This is a genomic window from uncultured Capnocytophaga sp., assembly GCF_937936315.1.
In the GTDB taxonomy this organism is placed as follows: Bacteria; Bacteroidota; Bacteroidia; order Flavobacteriales; family Flavobacteriaceae; genus Capnocytophaga.
On record NZ_CALGWU010000056.1, the window covers coordinates 127388 to 154387 of the forward strand.

The window sequence follows — 27000 nt, forward strand, 5'->3', positions numbered from 1 at the left end:
TAAGTCAATTGGCAAATCGACAAATTGACAAATTTCCCAATTTTATTCGTATGAAAGTAAAAATGAACAAACTACTTTATACAGTAGTATTTTTCTTGTGTGTAGCTTTCGGTTATGCACAGCAAATCACTGTAAAAGGAACAGTGAAAGATGGCACAGGTGAACCTCTAATGGGTGCTAGTGTCCTTGTTAAAGGTACTTCTCATGGTGCTGCCGCCGATTTCGATGGTAATTTTGAACTAAAAGTAGAGAAAGGAGCTACGCTTGTATTCTCATCTGTAGGTTTCAAATCTCAAGAAGTAGCAGCTAAAGCAGGAACTATGAACATCGTTCTTCAAGAAGATGTACAACAACTCGGCGACGTGGTTGTTATCGGCTATGGAGCTGTGAGAAAAAAGGACTTAACAGGCTCTGTAAACTTAGTAACCGATAAGGACTTTAACAAAGCTCCTGCTGTAAATGCCGACCAGCTTATCCAAGGTAAAATAGCTGGGGTACAAATGACCTCTGCAAGTGGAGCTCCTGGTGAAGGACAAACCATTCGCGTACGTGGTAATGGCTCTTTATCCTTGACTTCTAACCCACTAATTGTAATCGATGGTGTCCCAATGAATGATGGCGGTGTGGGCGGTTCTCGTAGTATCTTCAACTCTATCAACCCCGAAGATATCGAAAGTATGACTGTATTGAAAGACGCTTCATCTACCGCTATCTTCGGTTCTCGTGCTGCCAATGGGGTGATTATGATTACCACCAAAAAAGGAAAAGCAAACCAAGATATGAAGATTAGCTTCAACACCAGCATAGCCCTACAAGACGTAAACAAATATGTTGATGTAATGAGTGCCGATCAATACCGCCAAACTGTAAAAGGATTGAATAACCCTGCTGCCGAGGCGCTCTTGGGCAATGCTAATACCAATTGGCAAAAAGAAATCTACCAAGTAGCCCCTATGAGTAATAGTACTTTAGTGCTATCTGGCGCTTACAAATCTTTGCCTTACCGTGTATCAATAGGACATTCGTATGCCGATGGGGTGTTGCGCACCGATAATTTCAAACGTACCAATGCCAAAATTAGCTTGAACCCTACTTTCTTTGATAAATCATTGAAATTAGAATTCAATGCCAATGGTACTTATATGCAAAACCGCTTCGCCGAAAAAGGAGCTATAAGTTCAGCGGTACTTTATGACCCTACCCAGTCAGTCTTTGGAGGTCCTGCTAAATACGGAGGATATCACGCTTGGATTGATCCGGCTACAGGAAATCGTTCTAACTTAGCAGCTACCAACCCTATGGCGTTATTGAACTTTACCGACGATAGTTCTAAAGTGTTTCGCTTTATTGGTAATGTAAAAGTAGATTATACCTTGCCTTTCTTTAAAGATATTACCGCTACCGTAAATGCTGGTTTAGACTATAGCAATGGTAAAGGCGATAAAATTATAGATCCTAAAATGCCTACTGCCACTACTGGTTTTGCAGGAAGTACTAATACCTATAATAATAAAGCTACTAATAAGTTGTTTGATGCTTATGTAAACTATATGAAGGACATCAAAGATACACATAGTATTGGGCTAATGCTAGGACACTCTTATCAATCTTTTGAATTTGATGATAATAGTACACAACACGATTACTTTGTAAATCCTAGTGATAACAAACACATCCCTAATATCAACAAAAGTAAAAACGTGTTAATGTCATTCTTTGGCCGTGCTAACTATGGATACAAAGATCGTTACCTCCTTACCGCTACCCTCCGTGCCGATGCTTCTTCTAAACTAAACCCAGACGACCGTTGGGGCTACTTCCCTTCAGTTGCCTTGGCTTGGAATGTGAGCAACGAGAATTTCCTTAAAGATAACAAAACTCTTAACGAACTCAAATTGCGTTTTGGTTATGGTGAAGTAGGGAACGTAAATGGTTTGGGCGACTACCTATTCCTTACCAATTATACCCGTAGCCAAGATGGCGCTTCTTACCAATTAGGTAATAGCTTCTATCAAACCTACCGCCCTAGTGTTACCAACAAAAACCTACGTTGGGAAATTGGAAATACCCTCAATGCTGGTATTGATTTTGCCTTGTGGAATAACCTTATTACTGGTACCCTCGATGTATATCGCAAACAAACTAAAGACCTAATTGCCGAAACCACTATCGACCCTTTCACCAACTTCAAAAACCGTGTGAATGCTAACGTGGGAGATATGGAAAACAAAGGAGTTGAATTTGGTTTGACTGTTACTCCTATACGCAATACCGAAAAAAACATCCGTTGGAGCCTAAATTATAATATTGCTTACAATGATAATAAAATTACCCGTATGCCCGACGATCAACCTACTGGAGGTATAGAAGGTGGTACAGGTAACCGTGTACAATTACACCGACAAGGAGAAACACCTTATTCTTTTTATGTCTATCAACAAGTGTATGATGCACAAGGCAAACCTATCGAAAATACTTTTGTTGATAGAAATGCCAACGGCAAAATTGACGAAGGTGACCGCTACTTGTACAAATCACCTTTTGCCCCTATAACTATGGGATTTGGCACCGATTTAAACTACAAGAATTGGGATTTAAACATCACTACCCGTGCAAACATCGGTAATTATGCGTATAATAACACTCAATCTCGTTTAGATCAGCTTGGTGAAATTACAGCTAATAGTGGCTTTATTGTTAATATTAAAGCAAATCAGGCAGATGCTAATTTCCAACGCCATAACGACCAAGCGTGGTTAAGTGATTACTATATTGAAAACGCTTCATTCTTCAAGTTAGACAATATCACTTTAGGCTATACCTTCCCTCACACTGATAAAATGCACATCCGCCTCTATGGTACTGTACAAAATGTATTGACTATTACTAAATACAGTGGCTTAGACCCAGAAGTGTTTGGCGGTATTGACAACAATTTTTATCCTCGCCCTCAAACTTACTTATTGGGCTTGAATCTTAACTTTTAATGTATGCAAAGTATGAAAAAATATATTAAACATAGTATTTTAGGGCTTACAGTGGCTCTTTCCCTTAGTGCTTGTATGAAGGACTTAGACCAAGAGCCTATTGACCCCGATAGCTTCACTGAGAAAGACGTATTCAAAAACGCTACTGAAGCTAAAAGTGCCTTAGCTAAAATCTACGCCTCAATGGCAGTTACAGGACAAAAGGGGCCTTCTGGAGATGGTGACCTTGCTAATGTAGACGAAAGCTCCACTCAGTTCACCCGTGCACAGTTTTACTTGCAAGAGTCAAGTACTGATGAAGCCATTATTCGTTGGGCAGATGCAGGAGTACCCGATTTTCACAATATGAGTTGGACTCCTTCTAACGCTTTCACTAATGGTTATTACAACCGTTTGGGGCAACAAATCGCTTTTACCAATTCGTTTATTGATAATGCACAAGCGTTGGCTTCAGACCCCGAAGTAGCTTATTATATTGCCGAAGCACGATTTATCCGTGCTTACGCTTATTACAACGTAATAGACGCTTTTGGAAAAGCTCCCTTGATTACCTCATCAAAAGCTGATTTAAAACCTGTTCAAAACTCTCGTAATGAACTCTTTAACTTCGTAGAAAGCGAACTAAAAGATTTGGAAACTAAGCTAAAAGCAGCTCGTGCTAATGAATATGGTCGTGTAGATGCCGTAGCCGCACAAGCTCTACTCGCACGTTTATACCTCAATGCTAAAGTGTATATAGGGGTAGACAAATATACCGATTGTATTACTTATGCCAATAAGGTGATCGCCTCATCATATAGCTTAAACACTACCGATGCTAATAACAATGGTACTGCTTATGATGAACTATTCTTAGCTGATAACAATAGTAATGGCGCTCAAAACGAATTTATTTTCGTAGTGAATTTTGATGGATTGAACACCAAAACTCACGGAGGAACGTCTTTTATTACTCACGCAGCTACAGGAGGAAATATGAATCCTAACTTAATTGGTATTAATGGTGGATGGCAAGGTATTACAGTTACTAAAGAGTTTGTCGATAAATTTGAAGCTTCAGTACGCAATGGTAATAACGAACCTACCGCTTGGAAAGATAAACGTGCTATGTTCCATACCGATGGGCAAACCTATGAAAATACTAATATAAAAGACTTTAAAACAGCTGGTTATGCAGTAACTAAGTTTAGAAATATAACCTCTACAGGAACCGTAGGTAAAGACCCTGCTAAAGATTTTCCAGACACCGATTTACCGCTCATTCGTTTAGCCGAAGTATATCTTACTTATGCTGAAGCTGTACTACGTGGTGGCTCTGGTGGTAATAGAACTACTGCTTTAAACTATATAAACCAATTGCGTACCCGCGCTTATGGAAACGCCTCTGGCAACATAACCAATAGCGACCTTACCTTAGATTTTATCTTAGACGAACGCGCTCGCGAACTCTATTGGGAAGGATTGCGCCGTACCGACCTCATTCGTTATGATAAATTTACCACCACCAATTATCTCTGGTCTCTAAAAGGAGGTGCGGCTTCTGGGGTAGCAGTTCCTGATTTCAGAAACTTATATCCTATTCCTCAAGATGCGCTTACTGCTAATGAAAACCTTAGACAAAACACTGGATACTAAAAAAGAAATATTATGAAAAATATATTTAAAACTATATTATTATGTTCAGGGCTTACCTTGTTTGTAGCTTGCGAAAAAGATGAAGACAAAGTAACAATGAGTTCTAATGCCCAAGTAGAGCCTACTCTATCAACCAATACAATAGTGTTAGACAAAACACAATCAAACACTACTGTTCTTACCATAAGTTGGGAAGAAAAAGATTTTAATGTAGCTGTAGCTCCTACCTATACAGTCAATTTAGAATATGAAGGTAAAGTGAAACCTATCTCTGTGAAACAATCTCCTTTAACCTTCACTACTAAAGAATTGAACGACTATCTTCTTGGTTTAAATGTCCCTGCAGGTACAGCTACTAACGTAACAGTGTATGTAAAAGCTGCCCTTAGTGACCAACGTAGTATTGTTTCAAAAAAGAATACTTTGAATGTAACTCCTTTCCTTGATGAAATCAAACCAAGCGAATGGGGGGTAGTAGGTAGCGCAACTCCTAATGGTTGGGATGGACCTGATGTTTCTTTCTGGAATGGTGAAAATGGAACCCTTGTAGCTTATGCTACTTTTACTACTGGCGAAATCAAATTCCGCAAAGGTAATAAATGGGCAAATGGTGACGACTGGGGTGACAAGAATAGAGATGGAGTACTTGATAAAGAAAGTGGAAATAATATTCCTGTAACAGCAGGTACTTACAAAATCACTTGGAAATTATCCGATAATACTTATACTATTGAGCCTTATTCTTGGGGTATAGTAGGTTCTGCAGGTAATGGTTGGGATGTAACCAATACAGATATCAAACTTACCTATGAAGGTAGTACTAATTCTTGGGTAGCAAAAAATGTAGCACTCAACGCTGGAGAACTCAAAATCCGTTTCAACAATAAGTGGGCTGGTGATTTTGGCGCTGATACTACCGAAAACCCTACAACTCAATTAGAAGGAAGTGTGAAATCTGGAGGAAGTAATATTAAAATAACTACCGCTGGTAATTACAACGTTTCTTTTTCATTTGATGCAAGTAACAAAGGTTCTTACAAAATAGAAAAATTGTAACCCAAATTAAAGGCTGTTCAACAACCCTTGAACAGCCTTTATACTATCATCTAAAAAAATCTACAATCATCTTTATAATAGTAGTATATCTATAGAGTTTATAATTGGACTTAAATACTGAAAATATGAAAATCTAGATCTATTTATTAAATGTTTGCTCTCCGATCTACTACAAAAAAACAACAATAGCGAGCCTACTCTACAAAATGCATCTCCTATTGTTCTTACTAAAATAGACAATGGCAACCGCGTGATAATGTAAACTTTCTATTGGGAGGTAGAACCTCCAGGTTAATGCTGTAATACGATTACCTCTAAACTCGACGATTGGAAGGATAATAGACTATACCGGTAACTCTACACAGCGTTTCGCTAATAATAGTGAAGGTCGTGTAACAATAAAAGTCCCTGCTAATAGCTACACTATTTGGTCAGTAGAACAATAACTCTCTGAACTTTCTCAATAGTGAGACCCTTGCTGATAACTCACTATTTTAAATAACCAATTAGCTAATAATTCTAATAATCAAACAAAATGAAAAACTACTTTTTAGTCCTTACATTGGCTACAGCTTTTTCGGTCACAGCACAGCATAAAACCTTACCTGGATTCGATTATGGCAACCCTGCTGCCCCTACAGGTGATGAGTGGCAATCGCCCGAAAACCTATCTCTTAACAAAGAATATCCGCGAGCCTATTTCTTTTCGTTCAACAACGAGAAACAAGCTACACAAGTGCTGCCAGAGTATTCTCCCTATTGGCAATCCCTCAATGGGCAATGGGCTTTCCATTGGTGCAAAACCCCCGACCAGCGCCCTAAAGATTTCTATAAAACGGATTACGATACCTCAAAATGGGATGCCATCCCTGTACCATCCAATTGGAATGTCTATGGTATCCAAAAAGATGGCTCACTCAAATACGGTTTGCCTATCTATGTGAACCAACCCGTGATTTTCTATCACGAACGCAAGGTCGACGATTGGCGCAAAGGAGTAATGCGTACGCCTCCAACAGATTGGACAACCTATGAATATCGCAATGAGGTAGGATCCTACGTACGCGAGTTTGAAGTGCCTAACAATTGGGAAGGACGCGAAATCTTTATTGATTTTGATGGAGTAGACTCTTTCTTCTATCTGTGGATCAATGGCAAATACGTAGGTTTCTCTAAAAACTCTCGCAATGTTGCCTCTTTTGATATTACCCCCTACCTTCAAAAAGGCAAAAATAAAGTAGCGGTAGAAGTGTACCGCAATTCCGATGGCTCTTTCCTCGAATCTCAAGATATGTTCCGCTTACCAGGGATTTTTAGAACCGTAGCCCTCCGCGCTACCCCCAAAGTCCAAATCTTCAATTTGAATATTCTTACCGATACTGATTACAAAACGTGGGACTTACAAGTAAAATCCGAAGTGCGCAACCTCACAAACCAACCTGTAGAAGGCTATTCACTGCGTTACGCAGTCTATCCTGCCAAACAATTATACAAAGATGAAGTAACCGAAACCCCTGAACAGCAATGGACAACCAAACTGCCTAAAGCCAATGCCCAAGGTTTTGCTACCACTACTTCCTTGCAAAAAGATTGGAAAAACGTGCGTATGTGGTCTGCCGAAGCCCCTTATCGTTACGTGTTAGTTGCTCAATTATTAGATAAAAAAGGCAAAGTCGTTGAAACTGTCTCATCATACTTTGGATTCCGCAAAGTAGAAATTAAAGATAAAGTCTATTATCTCAACGGACAGGCAATCAAACTCAAAGGTGTAAATCGTCACGAAACACACCCAGCACAAGGGCACACGCTCACTCACAAGCAGATGAAAGACGAAATCTTCTTGATGAAACGTAACAATATCAACCACGTGCGCAACTCTCACTATCCCCCTGATCCTCATTGGTTCTACCTTTGTGATAAATATGGCATCTATTTAGAAAATGAAGCTAATATCGAGTCACACGAGTATTACTACGGCAAGGAATCGCTCTCTCACCCCAAAGAATGGGAAAAAGCACACGTTGCCCGCGTAACCGAAATGGTTGAAGCTACTTACAACGCGCCTTCTGTCGTAATATGGTCACTCGGTAATGAAGGAGGACCTGGTAACAACTTCAAAGCAGCTTACGACCACTTGAAAACCATTGATAAAAGTCGCCCCGTGCAGTACGAACGCAATAACGACATTGTGGATATGGGGTCTAATCAATACCCTTCAGTAGCATGGGTAGAGAAAGCTGCTACCGGTGAACTGAATATCAAATACCCTTTCCACATCTCGGAATATGCTCACTCTATGGGTAATGCTGTCGGCAATCTCGCCGATTATTGGAAAGCAATTGATAGTAGCAAATTCATCTGTGGTGGTGCTATCTGGGATTGGGTAGACCAATCAATCTATCATTATACAAAAGACGGTATTCGCTATGAAGGCTATGGAGGTGATTTCGGCGATTATCCTAACGACGGTCAGTTTGTGATGAACGGAATTATTTTCGCCGATCGCAAACCGAAACCCCAACTCGCCGAAGTGAAAAAAGTGTATCAAAATGTAGCTGTAAAACGCTTTCCTATAGAACGATTGAAAGAGGCTTACAAACCTCAGTATTGTCCTCCTGTAGATTATAAAAACCAAAGTAATTTGCAAAAAACTGCTTTTCAGTTGCGCAACAAAAACTATTTCACCTATATAGAACAAGGAAAAGGAAAATGGCAATTGTTCAAAAATGGTAAAGAAGTGCAACAAGGTAACTTTAGCATACAAAACATTGAACCTGAAGGGCATTTCTATGACCTCAGTTTGCAACAATTGGCTCAATCTCTTATTTGGGAAAGAATCATCAGAGAGGAAAATGTCTATGTTATAGAACACTCTCCGTTAGAATCTGGGGCTGAGTATTATATCAACTTTAGTTTTTATCAAAATCAACAACCTTGGTCGGCAGAAAAAGAAGAACCTATAGCCCAAGAGCAATTTTTATTACAAGCAGCAAGTAATTACCCAAGCATTGCTTCAGTAGCTCAAGGTGATAAATTGCAATATAGCAAACGCAAAAATACAATTGTTGGTAAAGACTTCTCCGTGCAATTCGATTTAGAAAAAGGCACCATTGCCAATTTGCAATATGGCAAACAAACTATTGTACAGAATAGTGATTTTCAACTTAATGCTTTTCGCGCTTTTGTAAACAACGATGTATGGGCATATCAACAATGGTTTAACAAAGGATTGCACAACTTGCAACACAAAGCCTTATCGCACAAAGTAACCAAAAACGATAATGGCAGTTATAGCTTTGCCTTCACTGTACAATCACAAGCGCCTAATGGGGCACAACTCATAGGTAAACCTAGTGCTGCCGATCATCGCATTGAGGAATTTACTAATAAACCTTTCGATAACGACAATTTCCGCTTCGTTACCAACCAAGTGTTTACCGTCTATCCCGATGGCTCTATTGAGGTACAAGCAGCTATCGCATCCAATGAACCTACTGCTGTGTTGCCACAAATAGGATATCAATTAAAACTTACTGAAGACTTTAAGCACTCTACCTATTATGGTCGAGGTCCTCAGGATAATTATTCTGATAGAAAAACGGGAGCTTTTGTGAATATACACTGCGAGGATGCCGAATATCCTCTGCCAAATTCAGGAACGTCTTTTCCAAAACCTCAAGATATGGGGCATCACCAAGATACCCGTTGGGTAGCCCTAAATACTCTTAAAAATAAAACAGGAGTATTGTTCGTGAGTAATTCTACTATGGATTTTTCAGCTTTGAGATACTCTCCTCAGCAACTCACCCTGGCAGGACATCCTTACCAATTGCCTAAACCAGATGGTACTTATTTGCAACTCAATGCTGCCACTACAGGGCTAGGGGGGAATAGCTGCGGCCCTACTCCGCTTGTGCGCGATAGAGTAATGGCAAAACCAACGCATTTTAGCTTTATTATACGCCCTTTGCAGTTAGATAAATCGCCAATTGAAGATGCCATCATAGCTCAAGCGCAAGTAACCCCTGCCACTTCAGCTCCTGATTTTGCTACAAATTTAGAAAAATCCAAAGGAGTGCCTATGAAAGTAATTTTCACTAGTAGTGAAGAAGTCGATTCAGGAGAGGCTGCTCACTTGATTGATAATGATCCTAACACAATATGGCATAGTGCCTATAGCATCACTGTAGCAAAATACCCTCATTGGGTAGACTTCGATCTGATGAAAGAAACCCTCGTAACGGGTATTAGCTACTTGCCCCGTACTGATGGATACAAAACCGGTGATATAAAGGATTTTACTGTATCGGTAAGTAATGATGGGCAACATTGGGAAGAAATACACAAAGGAACTTTCCCCTTAAAAGATGGTAGTCCGCAAAAATCTTTCTTTGCCAAACCTGTAAAAGCTCGCTATTTGCGATTCACAGCCCTAAGCGAACAATATGGGCAAGACTACGTAAGTGGTGCTGAACTACAAATCTTAGATAAAAAATAAAAGATAATAAAAAAAAAAAGCTACTCAAAATCCTTGAGTAGCTTTTTTTAGGGTTTCACTTTCTTGAACTAGCAAATAGAAATGCTATTTTTTATCAGTATAGTACTTTTGTCGGCGAACTTCATTAGATTTGTTTTCTTTGCTATAAATCTCTTCGTAATCTGGAGTGTATAAGGCGTCGGGTACTACATTGTAATCAAATACTACTTCGGTTTCGCCATTAGGAAAATTGCCATATATTTTGATAAAGTGTTTTACATAGCCTATGTTCTTTTTGCTATCGTTAATAATTTTGATGTATCCTGTTTCGCCAGCTCTAACAAGGCCAAATGATTTTTTATCAACAGCCATACAGCCACAAGAGGTTTGTATGTCGGTAATTTTAAGGAAATGTTCACCTGTATTTTTAACAGAGATGTTTATTTCAAACAATTCACCTTGTACCACAGGGTAATAATGACGAACAGGGTCGATAATTTTGATGGTAGTAGGAGGGTATAGTTCAGAAGCGTCGCGGCAGCTCACTAATAATAGGCTTGCTAATAAAAAAGTAAATAGAGATTTCATTGTAAAAAAATATTAAGGTATTAAACGAATTTCGGAGGTAGCCATCAAGTTACGTTTCTTAGAGGTGTTTCTATAGATGCGCACTTCAGTTTTATTACTATCAGATAGGTCTACATCGGTTGTAATTATTCTGTTCATGACTCCAGTTTGTATAGGAGGAACCATTGTTTTATAAAGTTTATCGTTTTTATAAATTTCTATTTTTGTAGGCATATAAAAACGTCCTTCTTCATTTTGCAGAAAGCTTAAGGCTATTTTTTTAGCTTTTTTAGTTTGGCTTTGTGAGGGGAGTAGGACTTTTAAGTCATCTATGGAGTTGATAACCCAACCGATGTGATAATCAAGAGGGAATCCTTCTAGGCCATCGGTGAGTACAGAGAGGTTTTGGTAATCCTCATCCAAGGTGCTTTTGGCGATGAGTTGTTCTCCTAATATAAGATTTTGTAAATTAGAGCGTGTAAGTAAAGCTTTCCACTGATTGATATAGCCCTTTACAGAGCCTTTTTCATCTTCTTGGTAGCGAGCCATTTCTTTGTACTTACTACTTTTGTTTAAGGCATCTATCCATTGTTGTACTTGAGGTTGAGGTAGCAAGCTATAGTCTTTGCGCTGAGCAAATCCATAGTTGTTAAAACCATTAGTATAGGCTATTTGCAGACGAGTAAAGCTGAGAGCGCTATATAATTTTTCTAAAGCTTTGTGTTCTTCACCTTGTGTTTTAGGGAGTATAGCTCCTAATTTGTCGTAAAAATTCACGAACAGTTCTACTGATAGGTAAGTTTGCAGAGCATTAGTGAAATTTCCATAAGGCAGCAAAGGTCTGTTCTTTTGTTGTTGAGCATTTTCTAGTGAAAGATAAAAGTCAGTGAGTAGTGAGCCTGATATAGGGTAATATTGTTTGAAAAATCGAGTTACTAAATCGTCTACCGATAGGGTTTCGTCTATCAGTAATGATGTCATTACAAAAGTTTGGACATCATTGAAAGAGCTATAGTCATAGCCACTTCCGTTGATAAATACACCTTTAACGCCTTTTTCTTTAAAAGATTTTAGTTGTTTTTGAAATCCTTTGAGGATAGGGTAGGGGGTGAAATAGTCGTCAAAGTCACAAGCGTAATCCCATAGGTATATTTCAGATGTTTTAGGTTTCCATTGTTGGAGAGTATTGTAGAACTCTTGGGTTGCTTTATGGTTGTTGAGTGCTATACCTTTGGGTATGTCTATGGTGCTAATGATTACCCCTGTGTTATTGGCTAATTTTTGTGCAGGAGGAGTTTTGGTAGTGAGGTAGCTGGAAGTAAAAAATGTGTGTTTAGGAAAACGTTCGGCCAGTTTATTTATCATAAAGCTCACCGAAGGAGTAGCGTTAGAGGTTGTGCTTCCTAATGCTTTATTTTTAGGGCTATCACTAACGATTGTATTATCATTGGGCATTATCACAAACTTCATAGGGATTTCAGTTCCGAAGTTGTCGATAATATAATTTTCGATTTCTTTATAGAGAGCCTCGGAGGTAAAATCTAATTGAGATTTGTTGCGTTGTCCATCTACAGTAGCAAAGATATCGTTATTAGTTTTATCTATTATTTTGGAGAGGTTATGCCCCCATAACCCCCAGTCTATTTCGATGTTATGAGAGTTATAAATTTGATTGAAATCTTCGTTTAAATTAGGTAAGAAGTGAGGTTCGCGATAAGCAAAGGCAAAGTTAGTACATTTTTTGTTTAAATTGATAATAGAAGGGTTCAAATCAGGAGCTTGTATTGATGGGTCATCCTCACTAATTTTTTTAATAAACTGATAGATGAGCCATTTTAAAGAGCGTTCGGTTTTGGCTGTGATGAGCCATTGTTTGTTTTCGTTTTTCAAGCAATAATCATAGGAAAGACTATTGTCTACTTTTACTTTTAGGTTTAAAAAATTTGTGTTACTTCCATTGAGTATTACCCTTTGGGGGTCTGTTACTCTATTTTTTAGATGGTCATAGAAGTATTTAGCCCATTTTTCGTCTATTTTTGAGGCATTAGCTTGTGTGCTAATGTTATATCCTTTAGAGAGTAGAGAAAATTGAGCATTAGGAGTACTTTCGGCATTGCTTTGGCATGTTCCTAAAAAGAGGAAATAAAGAGCCAGTATGCTAAAACGAAACATATATACCAAAGATTAAGTTATACAAATCACTATAGTCTAAACCGTTGTAGTAGTTATACCAAACGCCTGAGAGTGATAGCGCTAATTTATCGGTGAGCATATATTGCCCTGTACCTCCAAAATTGGCATTGGTAGTAGAGAATTGCCCGTAGAGTTGATAGTTGAGAATTTCATCAACGGGTGCTGATCCTACCCCTCCGAAGATAGCTAAGAAACTGCGTTTGTCTAATAAGTTGTATTGTATTTTTGCAAAGGTGTTGTAATAGAGATTGCTATTGAGTGAGACTCCAGTAAGTTTAGCGTTAAAGGTAAAATCGTCTAATACTTTGGTAGCGCCTAAATGAGCTTGTATGAGGTTGGGGTCGTCAGTAGAGCGAATTTTTTTATAGCCAGCACCTATTTCGGCTTCCCAATCGTTGCGTAAGGCTCTATGAAAAGTGAGGTTTGCCATATACTCTGGGAAGTAATGGTTTGAAATAGCGGCATTTACATCAAAGTACCATTTGTAGTTCAAAATATGAGTCCATGCTAGTTGTCCTTGGAAAGCGCGTTTATCGGCTCTACCTGATGAGGCAATTCCTATAGAGTAGGTATTTTTAGTTTGGTATCTGTTGTAGATAGCTGTAAAAATTCCTGGGAGTTTATTGTCTTTCAGTTCGTTTTGTTGATAGAAGAACTGCATTTCATTTTTGTGATTTTTGTACTTCAAATAGTTTAAGTGTCTTTTAAAGTCGTCTAACTCTACTAGTGAAGGTTGAAATTGCCGTTGGTAATAATAAGCGCTGTCATATTGTTTTTGTACTTCAAACATACGCCCACGTTCGTATTGTAGTCTTTTGTTTAGAGGATCATATTTTAGTGCTTTCAACAAGAAGTTTTGAGATTCGTTATAATTTCTATCTTTATGAGATTTTTTGGCGAGTTTTTCAGAGGCTTCGGCATAGGCTTTAGCGAGGTCTTTGTTATGTGAATATTTTTCTAGGTAAGGGGTTAGGACGTTTATTGCTTCTTGTGGTTTATCATCGCGGGTATAAGCATATGCTTCTTGTTCTACAAAGAAGAAGTCGTCAGGATAAAGTTCTTTTCCTTTTTGTGTATAGCTCAGCACTTCATTGTTATTGTTTAGTAATGATGAGGTGCCTATAAGGTATTTTAGTCCTTGGCTGCTATTTTCTTTAAGGGCTATGAGTTTTTTTTGTTGTTCATAGGCTGTCTTAGCATCTCCTTTTTCGTTTAGATGTTTGATATAAGCCAAGGCAGTTTCTTCGTAACCACTCACGAAGAGATTGTTGTTTTCGGGGGTACTTTCATCAATAAGTTTTTCATAAATATTGAGGGCTTCTTTGTATTTTTCAAGTCCTGTGAGAGCAGTTGCTTTCTTTATGAGGTTGTTTTTGTTGTTTGGGTATAGTTCTATAAGGGTATTAGCTTGTTCTAGGGCTTTGTTATATTCTTTATTTTGCAAATAAGCTCCATACAAAGCGCTAATAGCGTCTTCTCGCCAATCGAGGTTTGTTTGTGAGGCTACAAATTGCAAATCGGGGATAGCTTCTGTGTAGCGTCCTTCTTGGGCTAATTGTTGTCCTCGGTTGTATCGGTATTGAAAATAGTTGTTTTTGATGTCGGAATCGCTAGAGAATTTAGTATAGAGTTCTTCCAATATGTTATAAGCCTCTTTTTCTTGGTTAGTAAGCATCAAAAGGCTGTATTTTTTTGACAATAGATCTTTTGTGCGCCCTTTGCTTTTGATCCCTTTTTCAATATAAATAGCGGCATCAGTATAGTAGCCTTTAGTAATAGAGTTGTTGATCAGGTAATCTAAGGCTTCTAGGTTTGAAGGGTTGTTTTCGTATAATTTCCCATAGAGTACATAGGGGTCTGATTGATTTTGATAAAGAGCAGCTTGGCTAAGCAAATCGTTGTAGTTTTTTATCATTTGAGGTGATTTATTACCTTTTCTCATCTCTTGTTGAATAAATTCTACAGCTTCTACATAGCGGCTCATATCAGTTAAAATACCTATTTTGCGGTTGATAAGTTCTTGGTTTTTAGGTAAGTTTTGCAATCCTCGATTTGCATAGGTAAGGGCTTTTTCCTTATCACCTGATAGTAAGTAGGTGTTGATTAGAGTAAGATAAGCCTCTTCGTCCTTAGGATTAAGGCGCAAGTTTTCTTGTTCCATTTTTATGGCTTCGTCTATATTGCCTTTTTTCTTTTCTTGAACAGATTGTACTTGCAATGAATATATATAATCTTTCTTAAACTGTTGATCTTGAGGGTAGATTACTCTAATGCGTTTTAATAGGCGATTAGCTTCTATGTCATTGCCTTGTAGGCGGTAAATGGCTATTTTTTTGCGCCACAATTCAGCGTCATATGGGCTTGTTTCTAGCAGTTCATTAATGTAACATATAGCACTTGAATAGTGTTTTTCAACAGTTTCAATATTGGCGAGTATTTCTTTAGCGGCAACGTGTTTAGGCATTTCATCTAAGGTTTTGAGTAGATGATAACGCGACTTGTTGTAGTTCTGTTTTTGGTAATAGTATTTTCCCATAAGAAACTGGATGTCTCCGTTTTTAGGGAACTGAGCAATGTTTTCGTCTAATAATTTTTTAGCTTGTTCATATTTTGCTGTTTCAAAGTACTTTTCGATTTGCTTGAGTACTTGTTTGTCTTGTGCTGAGAGGCTTGCACAGGATAATAAAAGGAAAAGACTGCTATATATTTTTATTTTCTTCATTATTTCTATTTTTTAATTTTGAGTTGTAATAGGCTGTTGTTGTTTCTTTTTATCAATTCCTTTGCGGGTCATTTCACCCCATTCAAAGTTCTTTTTAGACAAGAAGCTAATGTAACCTCTAAGGCTAAAATAAACTATTAGCAAGTGATAAGTAAAAGGTTCTATAAGGGTAATGAGGAATAAGCGGAAATATTCTCTCAGCTGCTTATAATGTTGTTTGGTTACATAATCGAATACGATAGCCGAAGAGGAAACCATAAGTCCAAATAGGTAAATAGTTCCAAAAACCATAATAGCATTCATATGGCTTATTTTTCCCATGATAAGCAGGTAGATAAGCATTCCCCAACCTATGACTTCTATGATAGGGGCTAAAAATTCAAATAGGAACATATAAGGCATTGTAACGAGCCCTAGACGGCCATATTTGTAGTTCCAAAGGTATTTGCGGTATATCATAAAGAACTGGAATAATCCGCGTGCCCATCGAGTACGTTGTTTGTACATAACCGAATAGTTTGAAGGACCCTCAGTCCAGCAACAAGTATCGGGGATTTCTACGATGCGATAATCGTAGTTAAAATCTCTCATATACACGATCATACGAGTAACCATATCCATGTCTTCGGCAAACGAAGCAGGGTCATAACCTCCGGCATTAATAAGTATTTCTTTATCGAAGAGGCCTAATCCACCTGAAATATTAGGAACACCATTGATTACAGACCACCCCATTTTTCCTACTAGGTAGGAGCGCAAGTATTCTATTTCTTGAAAAGCAGGGAAGAAAGATTTTGGAGGGCTTACGCGCACTAGTTTTCCATCTTCCATTTCGCAACCATTAGTCATTCTCAAGGTAGCTCCTACGCCTATTACTCTTACTGATGATTTTAGGAAAGGCATAATCATTTTCAGTAGGGCATCTTTGGCAAGCACGCAGTCCACGTCGGTATTGAGCATATAGGGGTACATACAAGCGTTTACTCCAGCATTTGAAGCATCGGCTTTGGTACCACCATTCACTTTGTCAACTACTGTAAGCTTTGCATATTTTGGGTTTTTAGATTTGAAGATGCGCTTAACAGGTGATGCTTTGATGCGCTCAATGTACATAAAAGGGGTTTCTTCTAGCTCATATTCTTCTATGAGCAGTTCGAGAGTTTTGTCCTTACTGCCATCATTAACGATAACTACCTCGTACTTAGGGTAGTCTAACGATAGAAGAGAGTTTACATTGGAGATGATGGTAGTTTGCTCGTTATAAGCAGGGGCTACGATAGAAATACCAGGAGCTAAAGGTGAGTTTTTAAGCGTAGTAAGATCTAAGTCAGTATATTTCCATTTGCAGCTTCTTAAATTATAGCGTGCTAATAACACTTGTGCAGCAATGCACAAGAGAATCATTATAGAGTAGATAAGTACAGATATCTGAAAAATATTATATAGTAGTTCCATCGTTTTATGATAACATTCTTTGATTTAAAGGATTTTCAACATGTAAGAAGGCTAAGAGTTCTTGTGGCTTAGCTTGTGCTTTGAGATTTTCAAAAATAGCTTTCCCTTTATCTCCAAAGTTCAACAGAGTGTAGAGCCCTTGGATTTTGGTTTCTACATTGTGAGTGTTTACTACGGCGTTTTCTACAAAAGATAGGTTTTCTTCTAAGGCAAATTTTCCTAATGTTTTTAGGATTTCATCTTGAATAAATGAAGGTTGTACGGGGTAAATGCCTATTAAGAATTGAGCTGATTCTTTGTAATCCAATATTCCTAAAGCCTTGATGATTTGTTGTCGGAGTTTCATACCGCTGTTTTCAATCATTTTCAGCAGATAAGGAGAGGCTTCTTTTTGGTTATAGGAGCTCATTTCGTAAACTAAGAAGGATTTTAGATCTTCGTCGGCCGAGTGGTTTTGTACCCAGTGAATGAAGTTAGGAATGGTTTCCTCGGGTTTTTTACTTAATATTTCGTGAATTTCGATGTTATCCCACTCAGAGAACTGGTCGTCAAAATCATTATCAAAAAACTTAAAAGGGTTGTTTTTACTGATGTATATGTACAAACTACGCGCTTTTCTGCGCAGAATAGAGTTTTTGATAGTAGTCATAGGAATCAATACAGATTCGGCTATTACTAAGTTTAGACCTTTTATTTTTCGTAAAGCTCTTTCTTTGCGTTTCTTAGAACCTTTTAGTAACTCTTCTTCCCAAAACTTTTTGAGTTTGAGTTCATCCATCAGTAGTTCATAATTTTTTTTGTTCACTACGGGGTCTTTATCAATAATCTCCAAGATTAGGTTTGTGAGTTCCCGTTTGAAGCTGTTGTCGTAGGAACTCACTGCTAAATAGTTGTGAAGCTCACTACTGCTAAATGCTTTTTCAGTGAGAAGAATTTCTTTTATTCTATCAAAATACTCCTTATGAAGATACTCTTGTTTTTTTTGAGTCTTTACGCGTTTAGAGTACTTTCTAATTAAAAAGAAAATGTTGTAAATACATATACACAACAGAAGAAATGCTAATGTATACAATATTTTTAAGAATAGACTATTGAGTTGGAATAACTCATAGTAATATTCTAAATTCATTAAAAAATTTTCCATTAATTTGTTTTTATTTTTAAGTTGAAATGTGTAAACTTCAAGAAAAATCTTGCAAAATTACACTTTTTTCAATTAAAGACAAAAAATACTGTGTTTTTTTTTAAATAAACGCGTAAAAATATAGCTAAAACACTCTGTTTTTTTGCTCAATAAAAACGCCTTTTGGAGCAAAAAACACTATCTTTTTTATTCGGAAAGTAGAAAAACTTGTTTCTTCTCCTCCTTTTGAACTTATTCACTGACAACTAAAATTGCTAATCAAGAAATTGTCTAATTACCAAATTATTATTATCTTTGCCCCGTTTATTTCTTTTTTCCTAATATTTAAACACTAAAAACATTATGAAAAAAACACTTTTTTCGGTGCTCTCACTGATGACTTTTGGTCAGTGCTTATGGGCACAAGAAACCGAAATTATTACCAACCCTCAATCGCAATACCAAAAAGCGGTAGAACTCTACAATCGCAAATTGTATGAGCCTGCACAAAATCTCTTCCGCAAAGAGCAAACTGCCAATCCCGATAAGGCTATCCGTACCCAAAGTGAATACTACGTAGCCACTATTGCGGCACTGCTCAACCAAGATGGCGCCGATGCTTTAGTGAACAACTTTATCGTCAATCACCCCGAGTCACCTATGAGCAGCGAGGCTTATCTGCAAATGGCTAACCTCTATTTCCAGCAAGGAAATTATGCCGAGGCTCTGGAGTGGTACAACGCTATCGATGAGTTAGGAGTATCCACTGAAGAAAAAGCGCGCTTTAACTTCCAGAAAGGTTACTGTCTCTTCCATACGGGCAAACAAGCCGAGTCGAAACCCTATTTTGAGTCGGTGCAGAACAACCCTTTATATGCCGATAATGCCAAGTATTATTTGGGGTATATAGCCTATGACTCCGATGATTACGCAAAAGCCGAAAGTTACTTCCGCGAAGTCCAAGACGATGCGACTCTCAGCAAAAATGTATCCTACTTCCAAGCCAGTATGTACTTCAAACAAGCCCTTTACGACGAGGCTATAGAAGAAGGACAAAAACAACTCGCCAAAACCAAGAGTGCTCAAGAAATATCAGAACTCAACAAAATTATAGGCGAAAGTTACTTCAATCAGAAAAAATATAAAGAAGCAATCCCTTATTTGCAAAAATACAAAGGTAAAAAAGGTAAATTCTCTAATACCGATTATTACTATTTAGGCTATGCTTTCTATAAAAATAACGACTACAAGGCTGCTATCGAGCAATTTAACAAAATTGTAGGTGGAAACGACAATGTAGCGCAAAATGCTTATTATCACTTAGCCGAATGTTACCTCAAAACTGACCAAAAACAGCAGGCTCTCAACGCTTTCCGCAATGCCTCTCAAATGGATTTCGATAAGCAAATCAAAAAGGATGCACATTTGAACTACGCCCGCCTTAGTTATGAAATAGGGAACCCTTACGAAAGTGTACCTAGCGTGTTGCAAGCCTACGCACAAGCCTATCCTAACGACAACAAAGAAGAAATTCAGTCGCTTTTGGTAGATTCGTACATTTCCTCAGGTAACTACCAAGCAGCGATCAGTCTGTTAGAAAAATCCAATGACCCTAAAGATAAAGAAACCTACAAAAAAGTAGCTTTCTACCGCGGTTTGGAACTCTTCAACGAACTTCAATACACCGATGCTTTGCAGTATCTCACCAAAGCTATTGCTGGCAGCGGAAGTCTTTCAGCGCGTGCTTCTTATTGGGCAGGTGAATCGGCTTATCAGCTAAAAGATTACAAAGGAGCAGAAACTTACTTCACTCAGTTTGTGAACAATCCAGCGGCTGCCAAAACCGAAGAATACAACAAAGGCTACTACGGATTAGCATACTCACAATTCAATCAGCACAACTACGCTACGGCTATCGTCAATTTCGAGAAATATCTCAAACAGAACCCTAAAGATAATGTTTGGAAACACGATGCGATGCTTCGCTTAGCCGATTCGTATTTCGTAACCGGAAAATACTGGCCTGCAATGGAGGGCTACAACAAGCTGATAGAAGAAAAATCAGCCGACCAAGATTATGCAGCTTACCAAAAAGCAATTAGTTACGGTTTTGTAGACCGATTGCCTAGCAAAATAGAAGATTTAGAGCGTTTTGTTAAGAACTATAAAGGCTCTAACTTGCGCCCTAATGCCCTCTTTGAATTGGCAAATGCCTATGTAACAAAAGGATCTACCGAAAAAGGAGTGCAGTACTATCAGCAACTTATCAAGGAATACAAAGGCAATGTGCTTGTGCCTCGTGCAATGTTGCGTGAAGGTTTAGTGTATTACAATAAAGGGGAAGACCAAAAAGCGCTTACCCTTTTCAAAACCATTGCTAAGGACTATCCTAATACCAATGAGGCATCACAAGCAGTAGCATCGGCTAAACTTATCTATGTAGATATGGGCAAAGTGAGCGAATATGCCTCTTGGGCGAAGAGTTTAGGCTATGTAGAAGTAACCGACCTTGAATTGGAAGGTGCATCTTATGAAGCTGCTGAACGCCAATATTTGCAAAACAACAGCAAAGAAGCTATTGCTGCTTTCGAGAAATACCTCAAAGATTTCCCTAATGGACTACGCCGCACCAATGCCGAGTTCTACTTGGGGCAACTCTATTTCAATAGCGGACAAAAAGCCAAAGCGCTTACCCACTATGAGAATGTGTCTAAGGGTGGTTCTAACGAGTATGGCGAGCAGGCGCTCACTCGTGTTTGCCAAATATTGCTCGATGCAGGTAGCTACCTCAAAGCCAAACCTTACCTCGAAGAACTCGAGAAAACCGCTACCATTGCACAGAATAGAACTTATGCGCAAAGCAACCTAATGCGTGTGTGCTACAACGAGAAATTATACGACAAAGCGATAGAATATGCCAATAAAGTATTAGAAGAAAAATCTATCGATATTCGCATCAAAAACGATGCTTATATAGTGCTCGCCCGTGCTTATGCTCAAGGCGGTAACGACGATCAAGCTCGTAAATATTACCAAGAAGTACAGAAAACCGCTACCGGTAGCCTCGCTGCCGAAGCCTTGTACTACGATGCTTATTTCAAAAATAAAGAAGGTAACTACAAAGCCTCTAATGAGGTCGTACAGAAGATTGCTAAAGATTATGGCGGACATAAAGAATTTGCCGCTAAGAGCCTCATCGTGATGGCTAAGAACTTCCGCGGACTTAACGATGCTTACCAAGCCTCTTACATCTTGGAAAGCGTACTGAAAAACTTTAAAGAGTTCCCTGAAGTAGTAGCCGAAGCTAAAAAAGAGCTCGCCGCTGTAAAAGCTGAAGCCGCTAAAAGCAACTCATCAGTAAAGTAGGGGCGAATGGCAATTTGCCCCGTCCGATAACAACAATATAAAACAAACAGAAAATGAACAAAATTACCTATATAGCACTTATGCTTTTAGCTTTAGCTTCCTCTTCAGCCATAGCTCAAAGCCGTAAAGACAGCCTCACTACCAAGGTGGTAGATGTGGTAAAGTCCTATGCTCCTACCATCGCCGATGCCGATAAAAAACGCGAAGATGCCAAAATTAAAGATTCGCTTACAGTAAAAAAGAAAAAGATAAACTATACTATCTATTCTGTGCCAGTAGCCTCTACTTTTGTACCTGATAAAGGACGTGCAGCAGCTATCAAGCAGAAAATAGTGCGTGAAGATTATCAAAATTCATACATCGCAGGCGGTTTAGGAATGCTCAACACTTTCTATGCCGATGCTAACCTCAATTATCAAGTGAACGACAAAGGGCGTGCTTCTTTTTTGCTGAACCACCTCTCATCTTCCGATGATGCCGATGAGGTAATTCCTGAGATGAACTATTCAAACTCTTCAGCCGAATTGCGTTACGACTACCAAAGCCAAGATGTGCTCTGGGGAATAAATGGCGATATAGGCCGACGCTTGCACAATTGGTATGGTATCCGCAAAAATACTTTCACCAGAGCCTCTTTGCGAGGTAAGGTAGATGAGATGAACCAAATCTATTTTGATTACGGATTAGCTGCTTATTTGCAATGGTCAAACCCTTATTTCAAGGGCTTAGATTTCGCTATTCGCGGACTTTCCGACCATTTCCAAAGCAAGGAAATCAACGTGAAAGTACAACCTTCATTTGAAGTACCTCTCACCGATGAACAGAAAATCAATGCCAATGTACTCGTAGATTACTACGATGGTAGTTTTACACGTAAGTACAATCTTATCAACGATATGGATAACCGCTGGATGCTCTTTGGGGTAAATCCTTCTTACCAGTTGGTAGTAGATAACCTCAATGTAAAATTAGGAGTATCGTTAATGTATGTAGATGCCAATAAATCGGTAGATAGTAAGTTCAAAGCCTACCCCGATGTAGAAGCTTCTTACAACCTCACCGATAGCGCTATATTGCACGCAGGAGTACGCGGAGGTATGCAGCAAAACACTGTTGAGAAACTCACCAAAGCCAATCCGTATCTTGCACCTATGCAAGAAATTAAACCTACCAATGTACAAGTAGATGGCTTTGTGGGGGTAAATGGTAAGGTAGGTAGTGATTTGCAATACCGTTTGAAAGGTAGTTACCGCCAATATAAAGAAATGCCTCTCTTCACCACCAATAGCGAGCGCCCACAATTAGGAGTAGAAGCCTTGCCTTATCAGTACTATAACTCTTTCAACTTGTTGTATGATGAGGTGAGCGATTTCGAGTTCTTAGCAGGAATAGGTGGTAATTTGAAGGATATTGTTACTTTCAATTTTACAGGTCAGTATAACAACTACAAAGCTCGTACGCAGCGTGACAAAACTGCTTGGAATCTCCCTAACGTACGTGTTTCTCTCTACACTGATTTCAAAATCTTGCCCAATCTCTTCACAGGAATAGATTTGTTCTATACCGGTGCACGTGAAGACCTCGATTATCAAATAGGAAGTGCAGTGCCAGAGAAAATCAACCTCAGTGGCTACTTAGACCTCAATTTCCATATTGATTATACTTTTAATAAGAATTGGCAAGTATTCCTAAAAGCCAATAACCTTACTGCACAACGTCACCAAAATTGGGTGTATTACCCATCACAAAGCATCCAAGCCTTTGCAGGAATTAAATACATATTTAAATTAGGAGATAGATAATAAGTAACAAAAATCTCATACACTTTGCCAAAGTTTCCAGCCCACACAGCATGTAACTTTGGCAAAGTTTTTTTATTTTGATAATCAATCACTTTTAGAGTATGTTACATAGGGGCGTTTTGTAAATACATACACAATAAACTTTTTGGATTTTAATAAATTTTCTATATCTTTGTCGCGTAAGCTGATAAATTGTATTATTTTTCTCTAAATCCATAATTTAATCTCAGTTTATATAACAAAACACCGATTTATAATTATATTTGCATTATAATTCGTGTTTACAAACCCAGCTGTAGCTCTTCACTGGCTTTGTACGAGACTTAAAAGAACAGCGAAGCTGCCTATTTGTTTGACTAATAAATATTTCTTACGTCAAACTCATGTTAAATTAACAATAAACTATTGCAACACAGACAGGTCAGCCAAGCCTGCCTTGTCCTATAACTAACAATAATTCTAAAAAATATCACAATCCGTTTTATCTGCGCAATCCGTGGGAAACGTTTAAACTTTTTACATCATATTTTTGTAAATTCGTGAGTTTCATTTTACGTCGAACTCACCTTAAAATAAGTTTTATGAAGAAATTAATCTGTGCTGCTACTATCTTATTTGCTGTAGTAGCTTGTAATAATTCGTCAAAAACCGACGATAACACCCCCGTGAAATGGGAGTCGTTCAGTGGTGATAAAAACATCGAACGCAAAGTAGATTCTTTGTTGGCACTGATGACCTTAGAAGAAAAAATCGGACAACTCACTCAGTTTGCTGCCGATTGGGATGTTACAGGTCCCGTAATGTCCGATGACTTTCAGCCATATCTCGAGAAAGGTCTCGTGGGTAGTGTGTTCAACGCTGTTACCGTACCTGGGGTGCGCAAAATGCAGGATATTGCTGTCAAAAAAACTCGTTTAGGCATTCCTATTCTCTTTGGTTACGATGTGATTCACGGTTATAAAACCATTTTCCCTATGTCGCTTGCCGAAGCCTGCTCTTGGGATTTAGACCTAATGCGCCAAACCGCTGCCATTGCTGCCGAAGAAGCTGCTGCCGATGGTATCAAATGGACGTTCGCTCCTATGGTAGATATTGCTCGCGATCCGCGCTGGGGGCGTGTGATGGAAGGCGCTGGCGAAGACCCTTTCTTGGGAAGTGAAATTGCTAAAGCTCGCGTACAAGGATTTCAAGGAGGTACCGACTGGCGTTCGCTCAATAAAACCAATACTATTTTGGCGTGCGTAAAACACTTTGCTGCCTATGGTGCTGCCGAGTCAGGTCGCGACTACAACACCGCCGAGCTCTCCCAACACACTCTGTGGAATGTCTATCTCCCTCCTTATAAAGCAGCAATCGATGCAGGAGTGGGCACCGTAATGGCTTCCTTCAACGAGGTGAATGGTATCCCTGCAACTGCCAATCGCTACCTAATGACCGATATCCTCCGCAAGCAATGGGGCTTCAAAGGCTTTGTAGTAACCGATTATACTGGTATCAACGAACTCATTCCTCACGGTATTGCTGCCGACAATAAGCACGCTGCCGAATTGGCTATCAATGCAGGTATTGATATGGATATGACAGGTTCTAATTTTATCAAGCATCTCAAAAAATCAGTTGAAGAGGGCAAAGTAAAAGAAGAAGCTATCAACACCGCTGTACGCCGTATCTTGGAAATGAAATTCGTATTGGGCTTGTTTGACGACCCTTATAAGTTCCTCGATGAGAACCGCGCCAAAGCAACCCTTATGAAACCAGAGTTCTTGCAAGTGGCACGCACTGCGGTTACTAAATCAGTGGTATTGCTCAAGAACAATGCTGAGGTGTTGCCTATCACTCCCGATATGGTGAAAAAAGTAGCTCTCATAGGACCTATGGTAAAAGATTCTATCAACCAAAATGGCGAATGGCAAGGTCGTGGCGACCGTGAACTTAGCGCTTCTCTTTTCAAAGGATTGCAAGAAGTGTATAAAGATAGTAAGGTGCAGTTCAGCTATGCCAAAGGTTGTACGCTTACCGCTACAACTGCTGCCGATATTGCCAAAGCAGTAGCCACAGCACGCGCTGCCGATGTAGCAGTGGTAGCCTTAGGTGAAGATTATAACTGGTCTGGTGAATCTGCTTGCCTCACCGATATACGTTTGCGTGCGCCTCAACGCGAATTGTTACGTGCGCTCAAGCAAGCAGGAAAACCTATAGTATTATTAGTGTATAGCGGTCGTCCGCTCGATCTCAGTGAAGAGAGTGAATTAGCCGATGCTATTTTGCAAGTGTGGTTCCCTGGTACCCAGTCAGGTTATGGCATCGCCGATGTATTAGCTGGTAAGTATAACCCTTCAGGGCGTTTGGTGATGAGTTTCCCTCGCAATGTAGGTCAAGTGCCGGTCTATTACAACCAAAAAGCCACTGGTCGTCCCGTAGATCCTAATAACCCAATGGGTGATTATCGTTCTAAATATGAAGATGCACCTATCACACCGCTTTATCCATTTGGTTACGGATTGAGTTATACCACCTTTAATATTAGTAATGTACAGCTCAGCAGTGCCACCCTCAGCAAAGGAGGCAAACTCACTGTTACAGCACAAGTAGCCAATACCGGCAAGCGCGATGGTGAAATAGTCGTACAATTGTATATTCGTGATTTGGTAGGTAGTGTAACCCGTCCAGTCAAAGAGCTCAAAGGTTTCCAAAAAGTCGCACTCAAAGCCGGCGAAAGCAAGCAAGTACAGTTTGAAATTACTGAAGACCTCTTAGCCTTCTACAACGCCGATTTGAAAAAAGTAACCGAACCCGGCGCTTTCAAACTTTGGGTAGCTCAACACTCCGCCGACAACAGCAACGAAAAAGATTTCGAACTAAAATAGATTTTTTCTTTCATTATTGCTAAACTTTGCCAAAGGTTTTAATAGCTTCACAGCTACACCTTTGGCAAAGTTTTTTATCTCTATTTTTAAACCCCTTTCCAAGAACCCCGAGAACTTCTGAGTCTCTCTGAGAACTCCCACCACCCACAAATCGCCTGTGCAGCTCGCACCTCCCACCGCTCCCATAATTCCCACCCCTCCCACTATTCCCACCACTCCTACACCTCCCATAGTTCCCACCGTTCCCACCACCTTCATTAAAACCCATTTGATTTTCAACACTTTAAAAAATATTTTATCAAAAATCATAAAAAAAACTCTCAAAAATTTTGGAGGTTTCAAAATTTGTTATACTTTTGCGCTCTGTAAGACTAAAACGCCGGCATAGCTCAGTTGGCCAGAGCACGTGATTTGTAATCTCGGGGTCGTGGGTTCGAATCCCTCTGCCGGCTCAAAATAAGTACATATTTTAATAGTTTAAAATTTCTCGGGGAGATACTCAAGCGGCCAACGAGGGCAGACTGTAAATCTGCTGGTTTTACCTTCACAGGTTCGAATCCTGTTCTCCCCACTGTCATATTTTTATTTTTTTTGCGGGAGTAGCTCAGTTGGTAGAGCGTCAGCCTTCCAAGCTGAATGTCGCGAGTTCGAACCTCGTCTCCCGCTCTTTTCGTGTATGCTGATGTAGCTCAGGGGTAGAGCACTTCCTTGGTAAGGAAGAGGTCACGAGTTCAAATCTCGTCATCAGCT

At 39.1% G+C, this 27000-nt stretch carries 14 protein-coding genes and 4 tRNA genes; 12 read left to right on the forward strand and 6 right to left on the reverse strand.

From position 1 onward, the window contains the following. The first annotated feature begins 50 nt into the window (after positions 1-50). The 5 genes from Q0162_RS10740 (at position 51) to Q0162_RS10760 (ending at position 10176) form a co-directional block, all read left to right on the forward strand. On the forward strand, positions 51-2987 hold the full coding sequence (locus Q0162_RS10740; RefSeq protein ID WP_297891498.1) for a TonB-dependent receptor: 2937 nt from the start codon (positions 51-53) through the stop codon (positions 2985-2987). A 12-nt stretch (positions 2988-2999) separates the two neighbouring features. Beyond that, positions 3000-4622: a RagB/SusD family nutrient uptake outer membrane protein gene (locus Q0162_RS10745; protein ID WP_297891501.1), complete on the forward strand. Its 1623-nt coding sequence runs from the start codon at positions 3000-3002 to the stop codon at positions 4620-4622. 12 nt (positions 4623-4634) lie between these two features. After that, positions 4635-5678, forward strand: coding sequence for a SusE domain-containing protein (locus Q0162_RS10750; protein ID WP_297891504.1), 1044 nt, complete (start codon positions 4635-4637; stop codon positions 5676-5678). Between the two features lie 338 nt (positions 5679-6016). Then, positions 6017-6124: an alpha-amylase domain-containing protein gene (locus tag Q0162_RS10755; RefSeq protein ID WP_297891619.1), complete on the forward strand. Its 108-nt coding sequence runs from the start codon at positions 6017-6019 to the stop codon at positions 6122-6124. An 89-nt stretch (positions 6125-6213) separates the two neighbouring features. Then, complete coding sequence (locus Q0162_RS10760) at positions 6214-10176, forward strand: glycoside hydrolase family 2 TIM barrel-domain containing protein (protein WP_297891506.1); 3963 nt, start codon at positions 6214-6216, stop codon at positions 10174-10176. 84 nt (positions 10177-10260) lie between these two features. On the opposite strand, the gene Q0162_RS10765 is transcribed toward Q0162_RS10760, so the two are convergent. The 5 genes from Q0162_RS10765 to Q0162_RS10785 are packed head-to-tail and all read right to left on the reverse strand — an operon-like array spanning position 10261 to position 18236. Beyond that, positions 10261-10743 (reverse strand): DUF1573 domain-containing protein, encoded by a 483-nt coding sequence (locus Q0162_RS10765; RefSeq protein ID WP_297891507.1) that lies wholly within the window; start codon positions 10741-10743, stop codon positions 10261-10263. 12 nt (positions 10744-10755) lie between these two features. Next, positions 10756-12894: a DUF4838 domain-containing protein gene (locus tag Q0162_RS10770; protein WP_297891509.1), complete on the reverse strand. Its 2139-nt coding sequence runs from the start codon at positions 12892-12894 to the stop codon at positions 10756-10758. Then, complete coding sequence (locus Q0162_RS10775) at positions 12881-15637, reverse strand: hypothetical protein (protein ID WP_297891511.1); 2757 nt, start codon at positions 15635-15637, stop codon at positions 12881-12883. The genes Q0162_RS10770 and Q0162_RS10775 overlap by 14 nt, the downstream gene beginning before the upstream one ends. A 12-nt stretch (positions 15638-15649) precedes the next feature. Beyond that, positions 15650-17092: a glycosyltransferase family 2 protein gene (locus tag Q0162_RS10780; RefSeq protein WP_297891513.1), complete on the reverse strand. Its 1443-nt coding sequence runs from the start codon at positions 17090-17092 to the stop codon at positions 15650-15652. A 4-nt stretch (positions 17093-17096) separates the two neighbouring features. Continuing rightward, entirely contained in the window at positions 17097-18236 is a 1140-nt protein-coding gene (locus Q0162_RS10785; RefSeq protein ID WP_297891516.1) for a HEAT repeat domain-containing protein, read from the reverse strand. 342 nt (positions 18237-18578) lie between these two features. Between Q0162_RS10785 and Q0162_RS10790 the strand changes: the two genes are divergently transcribed. From Q0162_RS10790 to bglX, 3 genes are all read left to right on the forward strand, one after another. Continuing rightward, entirely contained in the window at positions 18579-21581 is a 3003-nt protein-coding gene (locus tag Q0162_RS10790) for a tetratricopeptide repeat protein (RefSeq protein ID WP_297891518.1), read from the forward strand. A gap of 53 nt (positions 21582-21634) precedes the next feature. Continuing rightward, positions 21635-23383, forward strand: a complete 1749-nt coding sequence (locus Q0162_RS10795) for a TonB-dependent receptor (protein WP_297891520.1) — start codon at positions 21635-21637, stop codon at positions 23381-23383. 581 nt (positions 23384-23964) lie between these two features. Further along, the gene (gene bglX, locus Q0162_RS10800) at positions 23965-26250 is read left to right on the forward strand and encodes a beta-glucosidase BglX (protein WP_096088151.1); all 2286 of its coding nucleotides are present in this window, start codon (positions 23965-23967) and stop codon (positions 26248-26250) included. Here bglX and Q0162_RS10805 read toward each other — a convergent pair. Further along, positions 26242-26532, reverse strand: coding sequence for a hypothetical protein (locus Q0162_RS10805; protein ID WP_123862226.1), 291 nt, complete (start codon positions 26530-26532; stop codon positions 26242-26244). The two genes, bglX and Q0162_RS10805, sit on opposite strands and share 9 nt — an antisense overlap. A gap of 96 nt (positions 26533-26628) precedes the next feature. Between Q0162_RS10805 and Q0162_RS10810 the strand changes: the two genes are divergently transcribed. The 4 genes from Q0162_RS10810 (at position 26629) to Q0162_RS10825 (ending at position 27000) form a co-directional block, all read left to right on the forward strand. Continuing rightward, a tRNA-Thr gene (locus Q0162_RS10810) sits at positions 26629-26702 on the forward strand. A 37-nt stretch (positions 26703-26739) separates the two neighbouring features. Continuing rightward, a tRNA-Tyr gene (locus Q0162_RS10815) sits at positions 26740-26821 on the forward strand. 22 nt (positions 26822-26843) lie between these two features. Beyond that, positions 26844-26916: transfer RNA gene (locus Q0162_RS10820), tRNA-Gly, on the forward strand. A gap of 12 nt (positions 26917-26928) precedes the next feature. Continuing rightward, positions 26929-27000, forward strand: a tRNA-Thr gene (locus tag Q0162_RS10825).